This window comes from Glutamicibacter sp. AOP38-B1-38, assembly GCF_052377485.1.
Lineage (GTDB): Bacteria > Actinomycetota > Actinomycetes > Actinomycetales > Micrococcaceae > Glutamicibacter.
Genome location: NZ_JBQSWU010000034.1, coordinates 12,522 through 28,655, shown reverse-complemented (window position 1 = coordinate 28,655; position 16,134 = coordinate 12,522). Strand labels below are relative to the sequence as shown.

General features: G+C 62.2%; 14 protein-coding genes. 9 read left to right on the top strand and 5 right to left on the bottom strand.

Annotated elements, in window-relative coordinates:
- Together ACT3TP_RS16520 and ACT3TP_RS16515 are read right to left on the bottom strand one after the other, a co-directional pair.
- Positions 1 to 1,244: Fic family protein (locus ACT3TP_RS16520; protein WP_444621067.1), on the bottom strand; the 1,244-nt coding region annotated here is incomplete at its 3' end.
- 623 nt (positions 1,245 to 1,867) lie between these two features.
- A complete protein-coding gene (locus tag ACT3TP_RS16515; protein WP_444621066.1) occupies positions 1,868 to 2,164 on the bottom strand; it encodes a DUF4287 domain-containing protein in 297 nt (98 codons plus the stop codon).
- Between the two features lie 313 nt (positions 2,165 to 2,477).
- Here ACT3TP_RS16515 and aqpZ point away from each other — a divergent pair, with 313 nt between their 5' ends.
- From aqpZ to ACT3TP_RS16490, 5 genes are all read left to right on the top strand, one after another.
- On the top strand, positions 2,478 to 3,230 hold the full coding sequence (gene aqpZ / locus ACT3TP_RS16510; RefSeq protein ID WP_444621065.1) for an aquaporin Z: 753 nt from the start codon (positions 2,478 to 2,480) through the stop codon (positions 3,228 to 3,230).
- A 150-nt stretch (positions 3,231 to 3,380) separates the two neighbouring features.
- Positions 3,381 to 4,154: a lysostaphin resistance A-like protein gene (locus ACT3TP_RS16505; protein WP_444621063.1), complete on the top strand. Its 774-nt coding sequence runs from the start codon at positions 3,381 to 3,383 to the stop codon at positions 4,152 to 4,154.
- A 1-nt stretch (position 4,155) separates the two neighbouring features.
- On the top strand, positions 4,156 to 5,340 hold the full coding sequence (locus ACT3TP_RS16500; protein ID WP_444621061.1) for an MFS transporter: 1,185 nt from the start codon (positions 4,156 to 4,158) through the stop codon (positions 5,338 to 5,340).
- A gap of 150 nt (positions 5,341 to 5,490) precedes the next feature.
- Positions 5,491 to 6,936: an APC family permease gene (locus ACT3TP_RS16495; RefSeq protein ID WP_444621060.1), complete on the top strand. Its 1,446-nt coding sequence runs from the start codon at positions 5,491 to 5,493 to the stop codon at positions 6,934 to 6,936.
- Positions 6,937 to 7,145: 209 nt separating this feature from the next.
- Positions 7,146 to 8,468 carry a YjiH family protein gene (locus ACT3TP_RS16490; RefSeq protein ID WP_444621059.1) on the top strand — a complete coding sequence of 441 codons (1,323 nt, stop codon included), beginning with the start codon at positions 7,146 to 7,148 and terminating at the stop codon, positions 8,466 to 8,468.
- 1 nt (position 8,469) lies between these two features.
- Here the strand turns inward: ACT3TP_RS16490 and ACT3TP_RS16485 are convergent, their stop codons facing one another.
- Positions 8,470 to 9,294 (bottom strand): hydrolase, encoded by an 825-nt coding sequence (locus tag ACT3TP_RS16485; RefSeq protein WP_444621058.1) that lies wholly within the window; start codon positions 9,292 to 9,294, stop codon positions 8,470 to 8,472.
- A gap of 67 nt (positions 9,295 to 9,361) precedes the next feature.
- Complete coding sequence (chrA, locus tag ACT3TP_RS16480; RefSeq protein WP_444621057.1) at positions 9,362 to 10,585, bottom strand: chromate efflux transporter; 1,224 nt, start codon at positions 10,583 to 10,585, stop codon at positions 9,362 to 9,364.
- A 131-nt stretch (positions 10,586 to 10,716) separates the two neighbouring features.
- On the opposite strand from chrA, the gene ACT3TP_RS16475 reads away from it, so the two are divergent.
- A complete protein-coding gene (locus tag ACT3TP_RS16475; RefSeq protein WP_444621056.1) occupies positions 10,717 to 12,057 on the top strand; it encodes an MATE family efflux transporter in 1,341 nt (446 codons plus the stop codon).
- A 16-nt stretch (positions 12,058 to 12,073) separates the two neighbouring features.
- Here the strand turns inward: ACT3TP_RS16475 and ACT3TP_RS16470 are convergent, their stop codons facing one another.
- A complete protein-coding gene (locus ACT3TP_RS16470) occupies positions 12,074 to 12,733 on the bottom strand; it encodes a GntR family transcriptional regulator (RefSeq protein ID WP_444621055.1) in 660 nt (219 codons plus the stop codon).
- Positions 12,734 to 12,906: 173 nt separating this feature from the next.
- Here ACT3TP_RS16470 and ACT3TP_RS16465 point away from each other — a divergent pair, with 173 nt between their 5' ends.
- From ACT3TP_RS16465 to ACT3TP_RS16455, 3 genes are all read left to right on the top strand, one after another.
- Positions 12,907 to 14,220 carry an MFS transporter gene (locus tag ACT3TP_RS16465; RefSeq protein ID WP_444615583.1) on the top strand — a complete coding sequence of 438 codons (1,314 nt, stop codon included), beginning with the start codon at positions 12,907 to 12,909 and terminating at the stop codon, positions 14,218 to 14,220.
- Positions 14,221 to 14,260: 40 nt separating this feature from the next.
- Entirely contained in the window at positions 14,261 to 15,481 is a 1,221-nt protein-coding gene (locus ACT3TP_RS16460; RefSeq protein WP_255248433.1) for an alpha-hydroxy acid oxidase, read from the top strand.
- A gap of 76 nt (positions 15,482 to 15,557) precedes the next feature.
- A complete protein-coding gene (locus ACT3TP_RS16455) occupies positions 15,558 to 16,133 on the top strand; it encodes an HdeD family acid-resistance protein (RefSeq protein WP_096286165.1) in 576 nt (191 codons plus the stop codon).
- Position 16,134: the final 1 nt, after the last annotated feature.

Below are 16,134 nucleotides of genomic sequence, written 5' to 3'. Positions count from 1 at the left end.
GCTGTTCCAGCGGACCGTCGCAGAGATTTCGCATATTCATCTAGTATTTTCAGCACCCCGTCGTGCTGCCAAATCCGGTTCCTGCTTCGTCCGGACTTCTCGGCCAGCACACCGCGTTCGGTCAGTACACCGAGCGCACGTTGGATGGCAGCGTCGCCCAATCCGAGCTGTTCTTTAAGATATCGGGCATTGACTACAGGTTGAGAGATCAGGCGTGGCAGGATCTTCCACACGGCGGAGCTTGAGCGCAGGCCAACCAGCTTTGTGGCGGAGTCATCAAGCTGTGCAGCCAGTGAGTCGATCAGTTCCTTGCCAGTGTTAGCCGCAAAGATTGAGGCATTGATGAAGGTCTGGATGATCGGGGCCGCATCTCCGGCACGGAATGCTTCCAGCGCTTCAAAATAGCTAGCGGTATCCCGGAGGATTCCCGCGGAGATCGGTGCAGTGGTGTACTGAGAAACCAGTCGGTGACGCAGTATCGAGTGGACCAAGGCCCGGCCTGTACGCCCGTTGCCGTCCACGAATGGGTGGATCGTTTCGAACTGAGCGTGCGCGATTGCTGCTTGGACGATTGCAGGTAAGTCGGTGCGTGAAATGAATGCAACTAAGTCTTTGAGCGCGTCGCCAATCAGTTCATGGCTCGGTGCAACAAAGCTGGCACCGCGGGGTCCCGCGTTGTCTGTTCCTCCGATCCAGACGAGTTCTCCCCTGAATTTGCCCGCTTCGTCTTCCATTCCAATTTGTTGATTCATCAAATTTTGATGCATAGAGAGAATGCTATTGAGACTGATCTGCTGGGCAAGGGCAAGCGCAGATTCCATTGCGTGGACATTTCCAACAACTGTTCGAGCGTTGGCTTTATCGCCTTCATCGATCTCCGCCAGCGCGAGTTGGCGAGCCGTTGTGGTGAGCTGCTCGATCTGGCTACTGGAGGAGCTTTCGGTCCGGAGTAAAACGCTGGACATGGGTCCGAGCTCAGGATTTTCAGTGCCAAGTCTCAGCAGTGAGTAGACGTCAAAATCGTGGAGGGCATGTATGGCTTCTTCAAGCCCGGTGATCACTAACGATTCTGGCTGGGGATACCAATTGGCGATATGGGCTGGCAACGCGGAGGCGTAGGGGCCTGTTTGCCGCCGAACCTCGGCATTGGAGAAGATATGCGGATTTGTGGGTTTCCAGAAATGGGTTTCGTACTTCACGGGAGGGAATTCGAATGCAGCAGATGCGTTTCGGGAATCAGCCATGACGTTCCTCCAAAGTGGTAGTAAGAAATATCTTACTATCACTTTCCTAGAAAGTGATAGTAAAGAAACTTGTTACTATCACTTCCGGACATCGCGCACATCGATCTCAGTTGATGTTCCGGTCAGAAATTCAGGCCGTATTTCCGCGGCTTTTATTCACCACGTTCACATCCGGAGGGCTCGCGCTGGTCTTCTCCAGCCCGCCCGAGTCGTCGAAACCACGCTGAATTTCTTCGATGGGTCGCCAGCATTCCTCTGACGCATCTCCGCGCACACTGAAAGTCGCAGCGACATCGATAATGCCGCGCAATACGTTCCCGTAGGAGGAGAGGATCGGATCCGATGGCGGGACTTGCCTCGGTGTTCAGCGATGACCGAGATTCCACTGCACAGGTCATGGACTACGACGCCGGGATTCTAGGCGTGGCAGGATTCAGCAGATAACACCGGGCTGACGCTGGTGGATTAGTACCAGCTTGGCTGGTCTCGTACTGGTAAAGACTGCGAAGGTATATTTCGGCTCCGCGAATCTAGATTTCTGCCTTAGCTTCACTTCAAGTGAAAGCTCGCGCTGAAGCCCTTCGACTTGCCGAGGGGCTCCAGAGCGTTGGGGGAGAACGAGTTCATTTGGTGGCGTTTGGATTGGTAGCTTTGCCATCTAGCCACAGAGTATTACTGGCATCTGCGTGGACTGTGCCGCTAGCAACATGTTTGTCGCTGATCTGCGTACCTTTGGTGATCACATGAACCATGGCCATGGCATGGCCACGACCCAAACCATGTTCTTCCTTGAGCCACTGGATTATTGGAGTCGCTTTGGTGGCGGAACCGAATCCACGATCAGTAGCCTGTGCTAACAGCTGCCGTGGGGTGAGCCCTGTCTTGGTTTCAATCGTATCGAGATAGGCCTGAAATGACATGTGGTTGCCTTCGCAGCGAAGAGGAACGTGGGTTATCAACCTATACCGAGGAATTATGGGCGACAAGGGCTGAGCCTTCGCAGCCATTCCTCATAACGTTGTGCGCACTTTTCGATCGGTTCATAGCACTTCCACTTGGCACCGTCCCTTGCATTTGTTGCGCCCAGCCCAAGAACCCGCGGCACCGTATTTCAGAATTCTGCTGGTGCACCGGAACGATTCGTCGATTTTTGTCAAATGTTTCTATAATTTGCGCAGAGCAAAGCATAGACTGTGGCTATCTGGCGGCAAATCCTTCTCGAAAGAGATAAACATGTCACAGTCATCATCACCAACCATGAGCTCGCGGTTGACCGCAGAGTTCCTCGGTACCTTCGTATTGGTCTTCGACGGTTGCGGTTCGGCAATCTTTGCTGCCCAGGTCCTTGACGGCGAGACCGTCAATATGGGTATCGGTTTCCTCGGAGTAGCGCTTGTCTTCGGACTGACCGTGCTGGTCATGGTCTACGCGGTTGGCCATATTTCCGGCGGACACTTCAACCCAGCGGTCACCTTGGGCGCCGCGCTCGCCAAGCGTGTGGAATGGAAGGCAGTTCCTTCCTACATGATCACCCAGGTCATCGCCGCATCGGTGGCCGGTGCCGTGCTCTTCGCCATTGCCTCCGGGAAAGATGGCTTCAACGCGGTCGAGTCGGGCTTTGCCTCCAATGGTTATGCCGATCGCTCACCAGATGGCTACTCGCTGGTTTCGGCTCTGGTTGCCGAAATCGTGCTGACCGCGATCTTCCTGTACGTGATTCTCGGATCAACCGACCGGCGCGCGCCGGCAGGTTTCGCCGGGGTTTCCATCGGTCTGTCTTTGACCCTGATTCACCTGATCTCCATCCCGATCACCAATACCTCGGTCAATCCGGCTCGGTCCTTGGGTGTTGCCTGGTTCGCCGGACCGGAAGCGCTGGGCCAGGTATGGCTGTTCATCGTGGCTCCGCTGATCGGTGCGGCCATTGCCGGGGTGAGCTACTCGAAGATCTTCTCCGATCTGGTGACGGCCGAGTCAACGAAGTAGATTCTTGAGCGGCATCATCTGCCCACACCAATATTCAGTGTGGGCAGACGGTGTCACTCGCGGATACGTTGAGTCGCTTTTCATAGGAATCAATGGCGAACCCAGGCCGTGAATGCAAGGGGCGGTGCGCTCACTGGATAGGCTAGGAACATGCAGCAGCCCCCGCCCTACCCACAGCAGTATTTCCTGCCACGCCGCAAGCAAAGGGTCTTCGACCCCGGAGCGATGACCCGCGGTGACTGGTGGACGGTGGGTTCCTACGTCGTGTTCTTCGTCTTCGGCGGAGCGGCGCTCATTGGGCTGATCCCCGGATATTTCACGGCCTTCGAAACCGAAGAGCAAGCCCTCTTCGGAATCAACCTGATTCTCTACACCAGCTTCTTCATCCTGGCCATGGTCCAGTGCGGAGCGCACTTCTTCGACTCCTTCAAAACCATGAAGTACTACCCGTGGGCCAAATGGCTGATGCTGCCCGGCGGTTGGCTGCTGACAATTATTTGCTCCGCCATCGTGACGATGATCTTCGGCGGGCCGCAGATCAGCGCAAATCAGGAAGCCCTGCAGGGCATGACCACCGCCGTGCCGCTCCCGGTGATGTTTGTCGTCACCGCGGTTTTTGGACCGTTTGTCGAAGAGTACCTCTTCCGCCACCTGCTGATCGGCAAGCTTTCACGCAAGCTCAACATCTGGGTGTGCGCGCTCATTTCCACGCTGATCTTCGCTGGAATCCATTTCCTCAACGGCGGCGGAATCTCCTCCATCGCCCAGGTCCTGCCGTACCTGATGCTCGGCATTCTGATGTCCTTGGCCTACATCCTTTCGGGCAAGTCGCTGGCCTACGCCTACCTGCTGCATTTCATCAACAACGCCATGGCTCTGCTCATGCTCTACTTGGTCTATCCGCTGCTTCCGACCGGCGTCTAGGTTGAGCTTCACCGGGCACGAACCGCATTCGGTTCCCTACCGCGGCATGCTGCTGGCCCTGTTTGCCAGCGGTGTTGCCACCTTCTCCCAGCTTTACTCGGTGCAGGGCCTGCTGCCGAGCATCGCCGTAGAGCTGAACATCAGTTCCTCCCAGGCCGCGTTGACGGTCTCCGCGGCCACCCTTGGCCTGGCGCTCGCCGTCACACCCTGGGCCATCGTCTCGGACCGCATCGGGCGCAGGCGGGTCATCGCTATTGCGCTGCTGGCCTCGGTGGTCCTTGGCTTGGCCAGCTCCATGATGAGCGGCTTCGAACCGCTGCTCGTTGTCCGCTTCCTCGAAGGTATTGCGCTGGCAGGCGTCCCGGGCAGTGCCCTGGCCTACCTCGCCGACGAGCTGACCCCGCGCGCGGTCGCCCTGGCCAGCGGCACCTACATCTCCGGGACCACCCTTGGCGGGTTGGCCGGGCGCTTGGTGGCCAGCTGGGTGGGGGAACCGGCCGGGTGGCGCTGGGGTGTCGCGGCGGTCAGCGTCATGGCGGCCCTGGGCACGCTGTTCTTTCTGCTCAAAGCCCCGGCGGCCCTTGGCTTCACCCCCATCGAGCAGCGCGGCCTGCGCCCCATCCTAGGCAAATTCAAGCGGGCCCTGGGCGGAGGCATGCCGCTGCTCTACCTGCAGGGCTTCTTGCTGATGGGCGGCTTTGTCGCCGTCTACAACTACCTGGCTTTCCGGTTGGAGGCACCTCCATTCATGGTGCCGGTGTCCTTGGCTTCCCTGGTCTTCATCGCCTACCTGTCCGGGACCTGGTCTGCGGTGGCCAGCGGCCGCTTGGTCGCCAAGGCAGGCCGGCGCGGGGCGCTGCTGCTGAGCATTGTGCTGAGCATGGCCGGACTGCTGCTGACCCTGTCCGGGAACCTGGTGGCCATCATCGCGGGGATGGTGATCTTCACCGCCGGTTTCTTCGCCGCGCATGCGGTGGCCAGCGGTTGGGTGCCGGTGCTTGCACCCGCCACCCGGGCCCAAGCCGCGAGCCTCTACAACCTCTTCTACTATGTGGGTTCGTCGCTGCTTGGCTGGCTGATCGGCATTCCCTTCATGCACTACGGCTGGCCCACGGTGGTGCTGTGCGTGGTGCTGTTGCAGATACTCGCCGTCATCTTTGCCTTGGGGCTGAAGCACAAGAGGTAATCCGCGGCATCAAACTACCTTTTGTCGCATTTAATACACCGTTCACCGCTTGGGGTTACCCTGATTTTGTGAGCTGTGGGATACGCGCCTGTGATGGGCCGGACAATGGCTAACGATCCTTACTTCGTTCCATCAACACGGAAGTGCAACATGAGCAGACATACCGCCGACTCCTCGGCATCGCCAACCACCTTGGCGAAGACTCTCGGCAACTGGGATGCGCTGGCCCTGGGCTTTGGCGCCATGATTGGTTTCGGCTGGGTAGTGCTCACCGGAGGCTGGCTTGATAATGCCGGCACCATGGGCGCCATCTGCGCGATGCTCGCCGGTGGCGCCATCATGGCCATCGTGGGCCTGACCTATGCCGAACTCACCGCGGCCATGCCCAAGGCCGGCGGCGAGCACAACTTCATTCTCCGCGCTCTCGGCGCGCGCACCTCATTCATTGGCTCATGGGGGATCATCGGCGGGTACGTGACCATCGTGGCCTTCGAGGCGGTCGCCTTCCCGCGGACCGTGGAGTACATTTTCCCCGGCATGGGCCAGATCCCGCTGTGGACCGTGGCGGGGTTCGAAGTGAACCTCACCTGGGCGCTGGTGGGTGTGGCCGCCGGTCTGCTCGTCACCTGGATCAATATCCGTGGCGTGAAGCAGGCCGGCATCGTGCAGACCTTCATCGTGCTCTTCCTGCTGGTCATCGGCGTGCTGATGATCTTCGGTTCGGCCACTAACGGTTCGGCGGAAAATATGGAGCCGTTCTTCACCCCGGGCATGAGCGGCTTCTTCGCGGTGCTGGTTGCCGTGCCGTTCTTGTTCATCGGCTTTGACGTGATCCCGCAGTCGGCCGAAGAGGTGAAGATCCCGGCCAAGCAGATCGGCAAGCTGGTGGTGATCTCCGTGGTGCTGGCGACCCTGTGGTACGTGATGGTCGTGTTGACCACCGCCTCGGCCATGCCTGCGGATCAGCTGGCAGGCGCGGACATTGCCACTGCAGATGCCTTCGGCGCGCTATTCAATTCGGAGATCATGGCCAAGGTGCTGATCGCTGGTGGTCTTGCCGGAATCCTGACCTCGTGGAACTCATTGCTCCTGGGCGCCTCGCGGCTGGTCTACTCGATGGCGCGCGGCGGCATGCTTCCAGCCTGGTTCGGCAAGCTGCACCCGAAGTACCAGACTCCGGCCAATGCGCTGATGTTCATTGGCGGCATCTCCTTGCTCGCGCCGTTCTTCGGAGCCGAGATGCTCGGCTGGCTGGTGGATTCCGGTGCCCCGAGTATCATCGTCGCCTACTTCCTGGTCTCGGTGACCTTCCTGATCCTGCGCCGCCGCGAGCCGAAGATGGATCGCCCGCTGCGCGTGGCGGGCAAGGGGCGCGGCGGCGAAATCATCGGCTACGCCTCGGTGCTCCTGACCGCGGCCTTGTTCATGCTCTACATGCCGGGCATGCCCGCCTCACTGAGCTGGGAACCGTGGCTGATCTTCGGTGCCTGGTGGGTGCTGGGCGCGGTGTTCTTCGTCAAGGTTCCCGGCGGCATCAAACCGGGTCCGCAGGCCGAAGAGGAGATCCTGGCACGGGTTGCGGCGCGCAAGCGCTAGAGATCTTCACAATTTGAATGGCTCAGGGCGCACCCAGAGGGGTGCGCCCTGAGCCATTTCTCTGCGGTCTCCGGTTCTGCCTGCAAAGTCTGGGGTCTCGGACAATTGGTGAGCTGCGGGTCACATTTTCGAAGCTGGATCGGGTGTTATTGATACTTGACCCGAGGCAGCGGTGTGCTTCCCTCCAGCCAACGAGAAACAGGTCTGCCATGGCATCCGAATCAGTGACTACGCAACCCGCGCGGTTCTCCCACGTCACCAAGTTCATCGTCTTCAGCCTCATCGGCATCATCATGTTCTTTGTGCCGATTACGCTCAACGGCACGAGCACGATTCCCCTTGACCATCTGGTGACCTTCATCCGCAATTCGCTGGGGCCCGCGGTGCCGTACTACATCCTGGCGCTGCTGCTGGCGGGAACCATCCTGCCCTTCAGCAACGGCGGGTGGAAGGCCTCGAAGCTGCGCATGGTTTTTGCCTTCGCCAACGTGGTGGGACTCGCGGTGGGCGCGGTGCTGATCTTCGGCGGGGGACCGGGGTGGCTGACCGAGGAGAGCATGGGCCCGTTCCTGCTCAATAAGCTGGTCATCCCCGTGGGGCTCATCGTTCCCATCGGCGCGATCTTCTTGGCGCTACTGGTGGGCTACGGACTGATGGAATTCTTAGGGATCTTCTGCCAGCCGGTGATGCGCCCGCTGTGGCGCACCCCGGGACGCTCCGCGGTGGACGCGGTTGCCTCCTTCGTGGGCAGCTACTCGCTGGGATTGCTGATTACCGACCGGATGTACCGCGGCGGACGCTATACCGGGCGCGAGGCCGCCATTATCGCCACCGGCTTCTCCACGGTTTCCGCCAGCTTCATGATCATCGTGGCCAAGGCGCTGGACCTGATGGAGCACTGGAGCCTGTACTTCTGGCTCGCCCTGGCGGTCACCTTCACCGTCACCGCGATCACCGTGCGCATTCCGCCGCTGAGCAGAATCAAGGATGAGACCTACCTGGGCGTCGAGTACCTGGCGGAGCAGAAGATCTCCGGGCGGCGCGCGGCCACCGCGTGGAAGGAAGCGCTCGCCGCGGTGGGCCGTGCCCCGAGCTTCGGCAAGAATATGCGCGAGAACATCTGGGACGGGCTGAAGATGGCCATGGCCATCCTGCCCTCGATTCTCTCCGTCGGGCTCGCCGGGCTGCTGCTGGCCCGCTACACCCCGATTTTCGACTGGCTGGGCTACCTGTTTGCGCCTTTCGCCTGGGTGGTCGGCCTGGAGGATCCGCTGCTGGTCGGCAAGGCCTCGGCGACGGGGATCGCGGAGATGTTCCTGCCCGCCACGCTGGCCGCCGGGCATGAGTCCATCGAGCTGCGCATGGTGGTCGCGATCGTCTGCGTCTCGGCGATCATCTTCTTCTCCGCGCTGGTTCCCTGCCTGCTGGCCACCAGTATTCCGCTGCGCCTGCGCGACATGGTCATCATCTGGTTCATCCGCGTCGCGCTGACCATCTTGATCGCCACCCCGCTGGTGCGCCTGCTGCTGTAGCTCAGGTCATCGAATCGTTGCTGCCGCTGGCCCAGGCAGCGTAGCGTGCGGCGGAGAACGCGACGATCTCCCCGGCCCGCGCGGGCACGACGCTGGCGAAGTTGTTGTAGAGCCGTTCGAATTCCAGGGCGGCCAGCTGGGTGGCGATGCGGCGCACCACCGGCCCGGAGAGCGGGATCCGGTTGGGATAGCTGCGCAGGAAGGTGACATTTCCATCCGCCACCGGAAAGACCCCGTCCCCGGCCAGCAGCACCCCGAGGCCCGCGGCTCCCGCGGCCCACAGGGCCACGGTGCTCCCGGGGAAGTGCCCGCCGATCTGCTCGAGCCGGATCCCGGGAATCGGTTCGAAGGGCTCGGACCAGACCTTCGCATTCGGGCTAGCGCGTTGGACCCAGTTCTGGTCGGGAGCCGCGATGTAGATGGGCGCGTTTCCGAAGGCGCTGCTGTAAGCGGTCTGCACGCCATACATGTGCGGGTGGCTGGCCACGATCCCCTGCACGCCGCCGCGCTCGCCGATCGCTTCGAAGGTCCGCTGGTCGAGCAGTCCCGGCACCTCGAAGAGCAGGTTTCCGTTCCCGGTTTGCACGAGCAGGGCGCTTTGCCCGATGCCGATATCCGGGGAACTGAACGAGGTCAGCCCGGGTTCCAGATCATGGACTTGGACCTGATGCCCGGCTGCCAAGAGCTCGGCGCGGTGAGTCCAGCGTTGGATTCCATCCGGTACGTACTGGCGTTCGTCGACGCAAATGGGGCAGAAATCCGGCGGCTCAGCCGCCGGCTCGAATTCAACGGCGCAGGCGGCGCACTGCCAATCGATCAGTTCCATAGTTCTACTTCCGGTCCAGGGCGCAGGGGTGTCCCAGCCTAACCGGCTTAGCCGTTGCTGCACAGGGTCAGAGCAGAGCCCAACCGATCACGGCGCTGGAAATCACCAGCATCCACGGCGGGATTCTCCAGGAGTGCAGGGCCAGGAATCCGGCCGCCGCGAGCACCAGCGTGGGCACGGTGGAAGCGCCCTGCAAGAACACCGGGGAGTAGAGCGCGGCGGCCAGCAGCCCCACCACCGCGGCGTTGATCCCGGACAAGGCCCGCCGGGCCGTGCGCGAGCTGCGCAGGCGCTGCCAGAACGGGAGCGCGCCGGCGACCAGCAGGGCCGAGGGCAGGAAGATCGCAAGCAAGGCGATGCCCGCTCCGAGTACCCCGCTCGGTCCTGACTGGAAGACCATTCCCAGATACGCAGCGAAGGTGAAAAGCGGTCCCGGCACGGCTTGGGCGGCTGCGTAGCCGGCGAGGAATGCGTCATGCTCCACGAACCCGGCGCCCACCGTTTGGGTTTCGAGCATGGGCAGCACCACGTGGCCCCCGCCGAAGACTAGCGCGCCGGTGCTGTAGAAGATCTCGGTCAGCTGCAGCGCCGGGTGGTCGAAAACCGCGGCGGCCACCGGCAAGCCGATCAGCAGCAGGGCAAAGACCGCCAGGCAGATGACCGCGCTGCGCCGCGAGTGGCGGGCGAAGCTGAAATCGCTGTGCTGCGAATCTTCGGCCCCGTTCCGCATCCAGAGCAGGCCGAGCAGCCCCGCGGCGAGGATCACCGCGACCTGGATGAAAGGGGAAGGGAACAGCAGCACGACTCCCATCGCTGCCACTGCCAGCGTTGCGCGCGGTGCGTCCGGAGCCAGCGTCTTGGCCATCCCCAGCACCGCGTGCGCCACCACCGCGACGGTCGCCGCCTTGAGCCCGGTGATCCATCCGTCCCCGATCAGCGAATCCAGGCTATTGGCCGCCAGGGCGAATAGCACCAGCAGGATCGCCGAGGGCAGGGTGAACGCGGCCCACGCGGCGAGCAGTCCCCAGGTGCCCGAGCGCTGCAAGCCCAGTGCCATGCCGACCTGGCTGGAAGCCGGGCCGGGCAGGAACTGGCAGAGCGCCACGAGGTCCGCATAGGCGCTTTCGCTCAACCATTTTCTTTTGACCACGAACTCTTCGCGGAAGAAGCCCAGGTGCGCGGTGGGGCCGCCGAAGGAAGTGAGCCCCAGCTTGAGGAAAGCGGCGAAGACCTCGCGGACCGGCGCTGCAGGGGGCGGGCCGGCGGGAGCCGCACTCGGGGAAGAAGTCATAGCAGAAGTATTTCAGCTCGGGAATGCGACCGCCTAGTTGCCCCGCAAAGCACAGGTAAACTAGGGGTGAACCCTTGGTGCGCAGACGGGGGAATCGCCGTGAGCGCCGATCAGTTCGTAGAGTAGGACTCGTGAACGCAGATAAGTCCCGGACAGCCTCCCCCTCGCTGGCCAAGCAGATCCTTGTGCTGGCCATTCCCGCCTTGGGGGCGTTGATCGCCGAGCCGCTATTCCTGATGGCGGATTCGGCCATCGTGGGACACCTCGGTGTTTCGGAGCTGGCTGGCGCGGCCCTGGGCACCACAGTGCTGCATACTGCGGTGGGCCTGATGATCTTCCTGGCCTACGCCACCACCCCGGCGGTCGCTCGCGCTCTCGGCGCAGGGCAGCAGGCGCGCGCCATGGCGGCCGGACGCGACGGCATGTGGTTTGCGGTGGTTCTGGGCATCGTCTTATCGGTGGCGGGCTTCATCTGTGCCGAACCGCTGGTGCGGCTGCTGGGCGGCGAAGGCCAGACCCTCGAGTTTGCGGTGGACTACATTCTGTATTCGATGCCCGGTCTCACCGCCATGCTGCTGGTCCTCGCGGCAACCGGCGTGCTGCGCGGAATGCAAGACACCAAAACGCCGCTGGTGGTCGCTACCGCGGGATTCGGGCTGAATATCGTGCTGAATTTCGCCTTGGTCTACGGGCTGCAGATGTCCGTGGCCGGTGCCGCCTTGGGCACCTCGATCGCGCAGTGGCTGATGGCGCTGGTGTATTTGCGGATGCTCGTGCCGCGCATCCGGGCCGCTGAGATCCACCTGCGTCCCAGCTGGGCGGGATTCATTTCCACCGGCCAGGTGGGTTCCTGGCTGATGCTGCGAAACCTGACCATGCGCGTGGCATTGCTGCTGACGGTGGTGGTGGCAACTAACGCAGGAGAGCTGACGCTGGCCGCTCACCAGCTGGTCTTCACCATCTTCTCCTTCCTGGCCTTTGCCCTGGACGCACTGGCCATTGCCGCCCAAGCACTCATTGGCAAGGAGCTCGGCGCAGGAGACGCATCCCAGGTTCGCCAGCTCACCGGGATCATGAGCCGGTGGGGGATTTACTTTGGAATATGCACCGGACTATTGCTGCTGGCCACCTCATGGGTGTTCCCGATGATGTTCACTCCGGACACCGAGGTCCACCAGCTGACCACCATCGGGTTGTGGATCTTGGCGCTCTCCCAGCCCCTGTGCGGATTGGTATTTGTCCTGGACGGCGTGTTGATTGGCGCCGGGGATGCGAAGTACCTGGGCATTGCCGGAACCATCAACCTGCTCGCCTATCTGCCCATGCTGTGGGCGGTGCAGCACTTCGCGATTGGCCCGCAGGCGGCGATCTTGTGGATCTGGGTAGTCTTCGCCATCGGCTACATGCTGGCGCGTGCCATCACCCTGGGGCTGCGCGCCCGCGGTGATGCGTGGATGCGCCTAGGGCAATGAGGGGCACAGCGACCGGCTAGCCCCATAGCGAGTCTGGGTTTTGCAGCTGTCCGAGCATGGCCCGGTGGATGGACTGCAGATGCGTGCGCATCGCGTTCTCCGCTGCTTGTGCATCTGCCGCGCCGATGGCCGCCAAAATGGCTCGGTGCTCGGCGAGCTCGGCGGACTGGGACATATAGGGCTGCATGGCCGGCAGTACGTAGTGCGCCCTGGCTGTCTCGGCGAAGCACTTGGTCAACGTGGCGGTGATCCGCGAATTGCGATTGGCCGCCGAGAGATCCTCGTGGAAGCGGCGGGCGGCGAGCATCGAGGCAATGGGATCCGCCTCGGCCAGGTGCTCCTGTTCGGCGAGGTGCCCGCGCAGCTCGGCGAGAGTTTGCGCCGAATGAAAGCGCGCGACATTCCGTGCCGCCCGTGGTTCGAGCAGGATGCGCAGTTCCAGGACTTCATGGATGTCCTCCATGCTGATCGCCCGTACCAGGTAGCCCTTTTTCGGCAGTAGCTGCAGCAGGCCTTCGCTGGTCAGCTGGCGCAGGGATTCACGGACGGGCGTTTTGGACACCTGGAACTCCTCGGCCAGCGCCGGTTCGATCACCGTGGTGCCCGGGGCGAGCAGGCCGGTAGCGATCCGTTCGCGCAGCTCCAGCGTGAGCCGCTCGGAGAGTGAACTAGCCATGGATCCTCATTTCTCTGCTTATACCCTTAGGAATCGCGCGTAACTTTTGGCGCGGGACTTTCCCGGAATCAAGGAACAGTCTAGTCTTGGCTGAAATATATTTCAGGTATCTTACGTTGGCTTGCCACGAGCCAACAAGGACTTTTCGCATCCGTGCGGAGGAGAACGAACCGATGGAAAAGACAACGACACTGGGTTCCGACCCGCTCCGCGTGCAGCGCCGCCGGGCTATTTCGGCCTCCCTGATCGGCACCGCCATTGAGTGGTACGACTACGCGCTCTATGGGGCGGCGGCCAGCGTGGTGATCGGCCCGCTGTTCTTCTCCGGAGCCGGAAGCTCGGCGGCCTCCATCGCCGCCTTCGCGACCTTTGCCGTGGGATTCGTGGCCCGCCCGGTGGGCGGGGCGGTCATTGGGCATCTCGGGGATAGATTCGGGCGCCGCCCGGCAATGCTGCTCTCGGTCATACTGATGGGCATCGCCACGGTCGGCATAGGTTTGCTGCCCACCGCGCAAACCTGGGGCGCATGGTCCATCGGCCTGCTTGTGCTCTTCCGACTGATTCAGGGCTTCGGCGCCGGTGCGGAACTCACCGGAGCAATGACCCTCGTGGCCGAATATGTCGAGCCGAAAAAACGCGGCCTGTACACCTCGCTGATTCTCTCCACCCCGCCGCTGGGCATCGCCTTGGCGACCATCTGCTTCTTCTCGGTTTCCCTGCTCGGGGACGAAGCGCTGCTCAGCTGGGCCTGGCGTATTCCGTTCCTCGTTTCCGCCTTGCTCTTCCTGGTGGCCCTCTACATCCGCAACAAGTTGGAAGAAACTCCCGAGTACACGCAGGCCATGAGCAAAGCCCAGCAGCTGGCGGGAGCAACTAAGCTGCCGCTGCGTGAAGTCTTCGAATCCCACTGGCGCCGGGTTGTGCTGGGCTTCTTCGCAATTACCGGGCATAACGCCACGAACTACATCCTGGCGGTCTTCTCCATCAGCCTGATGGTTGGCTCCGGCATGGCACGCAGCCAGGCACTGCTTGCGGTGACGCTCGGCTCGCTCGTCTCGGTAGTGCTCACCCCGGTGGGCGGCTGGCTGGCTGACCGGTACGGCGCGGCCCGCATCCTCGCGGCCGGAAACATCGCCGGGCTGCTGCTGGCCTTCCCGATCTTCTGGATGCTGGCCACCGACCAATTCATCTTCGGCTTCCTGGCCATCGCCTTGGGCTACGGGATGGTCATTCCCTGCACTTCCGGGGCGCAGGGAGCCTTCCTGACCGAACTGTTCCCGGTATCAGTGCGCTTCAGCGGCATCGCGATTGCCCGCGAAATGAATGGCGCCATCGTGGCGGGACTCTCGCCACTGATCGCCGCCGCGCTTTTGGAGCTCGGCAACGGCTCGGTCAGCCTGCCGGCAGGATTCCTCGCCTTATGCTGCCTGAGCTCGGCGATCGCCATCTACCTCGGAGCCCAAGCGAAGAGCCGAATCCGCTACTAGATAACCGCTATTCAATTGCACGAGAAGCAAAGGATCAATTTTGGGTAACCTCAAGCGTCAATTCCCGGATTTCGGCGAACTGGTCAATCTGATGAAGTTCAAACTGCCATCCACCGATCGCCGGGCCGCGCGGCTGGCCCAGGCGGCGGACCTGTGGGACCTGCGCCGCATTGCCAAACGGCGCACCCCCACCGCGGCCTTCGACTACGTGGACGGCGCCGCCGGAAATGAAATTACCGCAACCCGCGCCCGCAAGGTCTTCGACTCGGTCGAACTGCTGCCGCGCATCCTGCACGGAACCGCAGCAGCGGACCTGTCCACGCGGATCGCCGGAGCGCCATCCGCGCTGCCCTTCGGCATTGCGCCCACCGGGTTCACCCGGTTCATGCAGTCCGAAGGAGAAATCGGCGGCTCCCGTGCCGCCGCGCGGGCGGGCATTCCCTTCAGTCTCTCCACCATGGGCACCCGCTCCATCGAGGAGGTCGCCCAGGCCGCACCCGAGGGGCGCAAGTGGTTCCAGCTGTACCTGTGGAAGGACCGCGAAAAGTCCGCGGCCCTGGTCAACCGGGCCCAGACGGCGGGTTTCGACACCCTCCTGGTCACCGTTGACACTCCCGTGGCGGGCCAACGCCACCGGGATACCCGCAACGGCATGAAGATTCCGCCGGAGCTGACCTTGAAGACCGTCCTCGATGCTTCCTACCGCCCGGAGTGGTGGTTCAACTTCCTGACTACCGATTCGCTGAAATTCGCTTCCCTCTCGGATTCTTCCGCGGATCTGCCCAGCATCATCAACTCCATGTTCGACCCTTCGCTGGACTTCGAAGATCTTAAATGGATCCGCGAATTGTGGAAGGGGAAACTTTTCGTCAAGGGCGTGCTCACCGCGGAAGATGCGGCGAAGGCCAAGGCCGCAGGCGCCGACGGGCTGGTGGTCTCAAACCACGGGGGACGCCAGCTGGACCGGGCGCCGATCGCCTTCGAAGCGTTGAGCGAAGTCCGTGCCGAGGTCGGAGAGGGCATGGAGATCATCATGGACTCGGGCATCATGTCCGGTGCGGATATCGTTGTGGCCCTATGCGCCGGGGCGGACTTCGTACTGATCGGCCGCGCATATCTCTACGGGCTGATGGCCGGCGGGGAAGAAGGGGTGAGTCGCGCCATCGAATTGCTGGCCAAGGAAGCAGAAGTTGCCATGCAATTGATGGGCGCGGCAACGATTGCCGAGCTCAATGAGAGCCTGATCCGCCGTCGCGGCTAGCTCTCCGGCGCACCGGTAAATGTGACTTAGCTTTGACTCGGCTGATTCTTTGTTCTATCGCCGGTAGAATGGGGGTGTGCCAGCACCAAAAACCACCCCAGCCCAAGCCCAAGACGTCTTCCGCCCGGTATTCCTGCGCGGACTCGGCGCCCTGGTCTACTCGCTCATCTCGATATTCTGGATCAACGCGGATCAGACCGTGCTGTCCTACGCGACCGGCGCGCTGCTGGTGGTGACCGGTGTTTTCATGTGGCAGTACGTCACCGTGCCGACCGCTCCGGAGAAGTCCCGAGGGGCCTACGCGCTAGGTGCCGGGCTCATGCTGCTGGCAGGAATTGCCTGCCTGTTCGCCACCACCCCCATGTGGGTGGCGTATCTCGCGGCCTTCGCATTCTTCGTCACCGGTGCGGTTGAGCTTTACGTCTTTGTCAAAATGCGCGCGCAGTTCCCGCCGTTCCGCAACCAGCTGGTCACCGCCGCGGTTTCGATGATCCTGGCCATTGCCCTGCTCTTCGGCACGTCGCTGGATGCTCACGGCATGTTCGGCCTGATCGGTGGCGGCACCATAATTTTCGCGGTCTTTGAACTGATCGCCGCGTTCGGCCATCGCCATGACGCCAAGGCGGCGGCGACTGAAACCGAAAACAACTAAT